The following is a 5932-nucleotide window of genomic DNA, read 5'->3' on the forward strand; positions in this document are numbered from 1 at the left end:
ACTACCTTGAAAAACACCGCAACGCTTGGCGGTTTTCGTCTAAATTCAGCTTTTGTGTTTTAAGTGGTTTGTCGAAGCTGTGGTGTTTGGCGTCGCTCACCCCTTAATGCGGCGTTATGTTTTTCTCTAAATTGGGACAAATGAGTGGATATTGAAATTCTATTTAAAGTAGTGACTCCGGTTATAGCAATATTTTCGTTGGTAATATCGATGATGAGTTTTCGAAACTCTAAAAAGAAAAATCAGCTAGATTTTCAGATACAAGAAGACAAAGAACTTAGTGAATACGCTATATCTTTGCTAGAAAGTGCTTATAAGGCACTTACAGACAATGGTGAGAATGTATCTCCTCCTAAAGCAAATCGTCTCAATTGGTTGACTGCTGCTCGTTATATCATGCGGTTCTATACTCTTCGCAAAAACTTAAAGACAGAAAGGTATAAGTTAATCTGTGATGAGAATACCGAACAGTGGAGGCATGAACTTTATAAGCTGCTAAAAAACAATGAGTTCAACAATCCAGGGTACTTTTCTGGGAAGCATATGTTTCACTCTTCAGAGAATATTGAACCAAATTCAGCTGTTGTAATTATTGAGTTTGCGCGATGGTCTGAAACTTATGAAGACCCGATAGATTCCTATGATTATAAAGAAACCATAGCTACTTCCCCAAGGGTTCTTGATGGGCAAATCGGTCTTCAAATGTACCTTTCTAACTTGGAAAGTGAAAGAGCAGCAAAGGCTGAACAACAAACATAACAAAGCATTTAAGAGTGATTCTCAACGCTTGGCATTTTTCATTCCATCGTTGAGTTCAGTGTTTACAGTGGTCTGGTTGAGTTTAGTGGTCGCGTTGTTCACACCTTAATGCGGCGTTAGGGCGACAGGAGAAAAATGAAGAATTTATACAACTACATAAGATCAGTTGATACCACATTAAATGTATTGCTTTTGATTAGCTTGGTGTCCATTGTTCTAACTGATACTTTATTTAATAACCTACCTGAACTTTTTGATGGCGGGGCTGGGCTATTAAATGCTTACTATAACTTTTGTATCGGAATGGTAGTCAGCTACATTTTCTACTTCGTCGTGGTGCATATAAAAGAACTCAAAGATAAAGAAAATATTGATGCCTACGTTGTAGGAAAATCTAAGGCGGTCATTCATGATTATGAAAGTGTTATAAGAGCAATTCAAAACAAGTTGAACATTACTAGTGATGAGTTGTACCCATCTAAATCTGAGGTTCAGAGGCTATTTGCGCAGATTGATCCTAACAGCGATGCACCGATGGTATCTCGCACTTCACGAAGTTATGTTAATTGGTTGCAGTTCATGGATTCATATAGGTTTCGTAGTCAGAAAGTGATCAGCAAGATATTTGAGAAAATGCCTTTCTTAGACAGTGAGCATGTGAAGCTTTTATCGGCAGTGGATGACTGCACTCATTTTATGGTGATTGAAAATACATCAAGAACACCAACAAGTAATCAAGACCTTAGTGCATGGGCAAGCACATTTTATGACTATTCTATTGCTTGTAAGCAATTAAACTTATACAACAAACGCTTTGCGTAGTGCCCTAACAAACTGTTTAAGAGTGATTCGCAACGCGTGGCATTTTTACTATGCGTTGGTTTAAGTGATTAAGGTGTTATGCGGCGGCATCGGTATTGCGTTGCTCACACCTTAACAGGGCGTTATGCGATTTGTCATTGAATGCTCTCATAAAGCTTTTTCGCACTTAACCATTCTTGCTCTGTCAAATCTTCGGTTTCTTTTGTACGAAAATTAAAACGTTGCTGATTGGCGTAATAATATGTGTCTCCAGTTATAGGACACTTTAATTGTCCAATAACTTGGCCCATGAATTGTCTGGTTTCTGTTTTCCGTTTCTTTGTAGATGATGGGGCAGAAGCTAAAATTGCTTTAGCGGTATCGGCGGTACATGCGAATAGTTCACTGTTGCTAATAGCACTGACCTTTATTTGGTATCTAGAAAGTAGTCTGTGGGCTTTTGTTTCAAGGGCCCTAGCTGATAAACCTGACTTTGAACGGTAGAGAGTATGGATCTGCCATTGGCTGCAACCTAGGTCCTTGCCGTATTCCTGTTTATTTAGTTCTTTGACTCTGCGTTCTGGGTCATTGCTATATCCAACCTTTATAATGCAATGGTTTGAAATGTTAGTCATTATGTATACGCAGTCCACGTTACACCTCAATAGTGGAATCAAAAAATTGGGAGCATTCTAATTTTACAATAGTTGCTAAGCAAGAAAACGCATAGTTAAGTCAAAAATCAATCGCATAACAAGCAATTTAAGAGGGATTCACAACGCTTGGCACTTTTGCTTCTACTTCAAATTTAATGTTTACGGTACAATGCGTTAGGTTACGTGGTAGCGTTGTTCACCCCTTAATTGGGCGTTATATGAAAAAGAGGCTTCGGAGAAACTATGAGAAAATATGATCGCGACAGTGCGTTTTCTGTTGAAGTAAAAGATCCCGATAACCTTGATATGCAAGAACCTATTATTGAATCATTAGTTATTGGTGAGTCTTTGTATCTGATAAAAGCCAATAGCATTTTTAGGATGCTTACTGCAGACTCTATTGATCCTCAGAGAACCGATCTAGAGACGAAACATTCTTACGACAAAATCTACGATTTTGGCTGTAAATCTGAGTATGTTGCACGTGTTTTGATGCAAGCCAAAAAGCTTGCCCCTTATATTTCAAGTGCTGACGTGAACAATGATCAGGTTTTATCACATGTTTGGAATATGAATGGACTGCTTTTAAACTGTCGAAAAGTGGTTGTGGAGCTTGAAGAATACTATCAAGACCTAATGCCAAAATGCGATAAAATCATCTCGGATAATCAGAACAATGACTTTATGCCAGCGTTGCCAAAGGTTCCAGAGTTAGAATCTAAAGTACGAGTGTTCCTTACCAATGCTAAGTTAGTACTTATCGATAGTTTTAAGTTTCTAGCTTTGTTTTATCAAATTCCAATTAATGGTAGAAACGAGTCACATTTTAATAAGCATCTTCAATCCTTGCGTGATCAGCTTGGTGAAAGCAACGAAATCGTTAAATTACTATCACAGGATATGTCGTGGATTCGCATGCTTTCAGAGTGTCGCAACGCAATTGAACACGCTAGCGTTGGGCAAAATATTAAAATCGAAAACTTCAGTATTAACCCCGGTAATCGTTTTTCAGCCCCTACTTGGACGTATGATCTAACTAACAAGTTGGAGATAAAAATAGGTCCACATGACCTGCTCAATGATTTGGATGTATTCTGTTCAAACATGATGCATTTAATTGAAGACCTTTTAGTTTTAGTATCTTTAGAGAAGTTGGAAACTCATCCTATTCTTGGGCTGTATAGGCTAGACGAAACGCGTATTCAAGCAGAGTGTCCATATCGATACGATGTAACAATCAAAACCAATATATTGAGCGAGTAGAGTTTTCATATAACAATCTGTTTAAGAGTGATTCGCAACGCGTGGCATTTTTACTATGCGTTGCTTTTAGTGTTTAAGGTGGTATGCGGAAGCTTCGGTATTGCGTTGCTCACACCTTAACAGGGCGTTATATAAATCAGCTAAGTTTATCGTATTGAAAGAAATAATTTGTTTTCACTAATTAAAAAAAGATAGTAAAAGTCCGCTTTCGATTACGCATCTAGATGAGCAAGCTCATCTTTTAGGTAAAGTATTTATAGCGGTATAAAGTGATGTTTGGATTATTCAGAAAAAAATCTCCTTTGGAGAAGCTCATTAAGCAAGACGGAATCGAGCATGCATCAGACAGGATCTCTGAAATTATCTGTGAAAAATTGGGGGCAAAGCATGTTGCGTACCAGTTCATTTTGGAAGAAGTAGAAGCTGCTAGCCAAGGTGATAGGGAAGCAATTGCTTTTGCAAGAGCTAGTGGAATCTCACCAGCACAATATAATGGAGCAATGAACCGCTCTTTTGCTGAAGTAGATGGACCGGACGGACCTCAGCAATTTCTACTTCATACATGTATGCAATTAATGTCAAATAAGACATTGATGGTTCAATTTAGAACTAAAGTTGCAGACAAAGTAATGAAGCGCTTTGGTATTGGAAAATATGAACTAGCGCATAAAGATTTTTCCCTTGATGATCTTATTGCTGAAAGTGCTAATTTGATAGTTGATACTGTCAACAAAAATGGCTTTGAAATGCTTAATAAGTCTGGTGCTATTGAGATGGTCAAAGAGACGATCTTAGGAATAAATGGTGATGTCAGTACATGTAGACATAATGTACTTGCTCTTTTAACACTAATTTCAGCCGCAAAATCAGCATTCGACGACAACGATAAAGGCTTAGCTAACTATCTCTCTCAGTGCTGCAAAGAACTAGTAGAAGCCATTTGGCAACTGCCAAATGAAGAATATAATGATCTAGAGTTTTCTCTAGTTGATTATTCGATTGAAACTATGAAGTCAATCGACCTAAGCTGACTATAGATACAAATAATTTATATAACAAAGCATTTAAGAGTGATTCCCAACGCTTGGCATTTTGGTGTCATCGTTGGGTTTTGTGTTTACGGTGGTATGGTTTAGTTTCGTGGTAGCGTTGCTCACACCTTAATGCGGCGTTATGCATTTTTGCGCGAATCGGTTAGCAGATTCGCGCACAGGCAATAGCTACAAGAAGCCATGTAAGAATGACTCTCTTTCGTCTTTGGTATTTAAAGGGATTTTGGCTATATGAACGTGAGGGTGTATCACAGACAAATTAGGTACAAAAGAATTAACTTTTCTAGAGTAAACACTTGTTTTTATATTTTGAGTATCGACTTGCACAGTTAAGCCTGAAAAATCCTTTGATAGAATATCAGCTAAAATTTTATGTTTATCTGAAGGGAACGTTTTTTTATACATTTTGTTATATTCAGGTTCGAAATATCTAATCAGCCCAGCTTCAGCTAACAATACTCTGTTTTCTCGATCAAATTCTGCATTCATAACATCATAAAAATGATCGATGCTTTCATCATCAGTGGCGATTGGTGTCAAAGAAAAATCACCCGCACCACTAGCATGTTTCTTATAGTGCTCAAATCTAAACATTAAAATTTGTATTTCATGGTCGGGTTTGCTGAACAATGTATCAGCTAAAATTCGTTGGAACGTGCTATGAGCTTCGAGACGGTCAATTGCCAATCGTTCCCCTGATTGACCATAGGCTTTTCCGATATACAAGATCTCAAGTTCATCAGCGCCGTCCAAGTCATACTGACACTGAGTCATGAAAGACATCATGGAAAGGTTTAGTGAAGCTCCAGTATTTGTAATAAGTACTACTCGATCTTCTGGGTAAGATACTGCTTGGGCTGCGACTATTGTCTCATCTGGAGTATATGTGAAGGCAAACCTTTCATGCTCAAGTCCATCTTGTACAAGAAAGTCTCCAGTAAGGCTATTACCAACTAACTTGAATGAGTTCGGGTCGATACTTATTCGCCTTCTTCTAGCGATCATGTATAGGTTACAACCTTCCAAAATATCTCTTAGTGCTTCATCTCTCTTGATATGGTAGAGCGAGTGCGGTTGGATCACATTTGCGCCGCTCGAAAAAAGCTCTAAACCACCTTCCATTAAGTACTTTCTATATTTCATGTGCATATACTTAGTTACTGTATTTATATACAGCTTAATGTGAAGTTGTTTGGATGTAAATGATTTTGCTAAGAAACAAGTTTTGGTAGTATAGGTACTTGAATTTTAATAAATAAAATGCATAACAAGCTGTTTAAGAGTGATTCGCAACGCGTGGCATTTTCACTGTGCGTTGCGTTTTGTGGTTAAGGTGGTGTGCGGGAGCTTCGGTATTGCGTTGCTCACACCTTAACAGGGCGTTATGTGAATGGAGTAGAA

6 protein-coding genes are annotated in these 5932 nt (G+C 38.0%); 4 read left to right on the forward strand and 2 right to left on the reverse strand.

Annotation, left to right across the window (positions count from 1 at the left end; genetic code table 11):
• Positions 1-144: 144 nt before the first annotated feature.
• Together AB4484_RS21230 and AB4484_RS21235 are read left to right on the forward strand one after the other, a co-directional pair.
• Positions 145-759 carry a hypothetical protein gene (locus AB4484_RS21230; protein ID WP_372080272.1) on the forward strand — a complete coding sequence of 205 codons (615 nt, stop codon included), beginning with the start codon at positions 145-147 and terminating at the stop codon, positions 757-759.
• A gap of 135 nt (positions 760-894) precedes the next feature.
• Complete coding sequence (locus tag AB4484_RS21235; protein WP_065605109.1) at positions 895-1581, forward strand: hypothetical protein; 687 nt, start codon at positions 895-897, stop codon at positions 1579-1581.
• Positions 1582-1715: 134 nt separating this feature from the next.
• Here the strand turns inward: AB4484_RS21235 and AB4484_RS21240 are convergent, their stop codons facing one another.
• A complete protein-coding gene (locus AB4484_RS21240; protein ID WP_372080274.1) occupies positions 1716-2195 on the reverse strand; it encodes a GIY-YIG nuclease family protein in 480 nt (159 codons plus the stop codon).
• Between the two features lie 264 nt (positions 2196-2459).
• On the opposite strand from AB4484_RS21240, the gene AB4484_RS21245 reads away from it, so the two are divergent.
• Positions 2460-3479 (forward strand): hypothetical protein, encoded by a 1020-nt coding sequence (locus AB4484_RS21245; protein WP_372080276.1) that lies wholly within the window; start codon positions 2460-2462, stop codon positions 3477-3479.
• A gap of 272 nt (positions 3480-3751) precedes the next feature.
• Positions 3752-4510 (forward strand): hypothetical protein, encoded by a 759-nt coding sequence (locus AB4484_RS21250; protein WP_371694465.1) that lies wholly within the window; start codon positions 3752-3754, stop codon positions 4508-4510.
• Positions 4511-4699: 189 nt separating this feature from the next.
• Here the strand turns inward: AB4484_RS21250 and AB4484_RS21255 are convergent, their stop codons facing one another.
• Positions 4700-5674, reverse strand: coding sequence for a hypothetical protein (locus AB4484_RS21255; RefSeq protein WP_133149753.1), 975 nt, complete (start codon positions 5672-5674; stop codon positions 4700-4702).
• Positions 5675-5932: the final 258 nt, after the last annotated feature.

It is taken from the genome of Vibrio sp. 10N.261.46.A3 (assembly GCF_041472995.1).
Classification (GTDB): domain Bacteria; phylum Pseudomonadota; class Gammaproteobacteria; order Enterobacterales; family Vibrionaceae; genus Vibrio; species Vibrio coralliirubri.